Origin of the sequence: Mesorhizobium sp. M1E.F.Ca.ET.063.01.1.1 (assembly GCF_003998155.1) — a bacterium.
GTDB lineage: Bacteria > Pseudomonadota > Alphaproteobacteria > Rhizobiales > Rhizobiaceae > Mesorhizobium.
Genome location: NZ_RZSC01001672.1, coordinates 1 through 420, shown reverse-complemented (window position 1 = coordinate 420; position 420 = coordinate 1). Strand labels below are relative to the sequence as shown.

1 protein-coding gene is annotated in these 420 nt (G+C 66.7%); it reads left to right on the top strand.

Annotated elements, in window-relative coordinates; all coding sequences use genetic code 11:
• The coding region (locus EOA29_RS40355; RefSeq protein WP_127222602.1) for a hypothetical protein at positions 1-328 on the top strand (328 nt) is incomplete at its 5' end.
• Between the last annotated feature and the right edge of the window lie 92 nt (positions 329-420).

The window sequence follows — 420 nt, the reverse complement described above, 5'->3', positions numbered from 1 at the left end:
GGTGATCGGGCTGGCGGCCGCGCCGCAGGTGACACCGCTATCGGCGGCGGCGTGGCTGGTGGCTGCGGCGGCGGCTCTAGCTACCCTCGCCTTCATCGCGCTTATCCTGTTCGATGCGCTGTTGTTCCGGCTGATGGCGAGCCATGACAGCGAGGTTTCGGGCGGCGGCGCGGTCGACGATTTGCTCGCCCGCATGCGGCTGAAGCCGACGCCGGCCCAGACGCGATCGCTCGACCAGCGCATAGCGGGCACGCGCCGGCTGCTGACAAAACAGCGCATAGCCTTTGCGGTGTTCGCGGCAGCGTCACTGATGGCGGCATTGCTTTGAGACTTCGATGACAAAACTCCACATCCGCGCCAACACCTTCACCCTCCTGCAGACCATCACCTCGGTCGGCCTGTCGGCGATGGCCTGGGTGG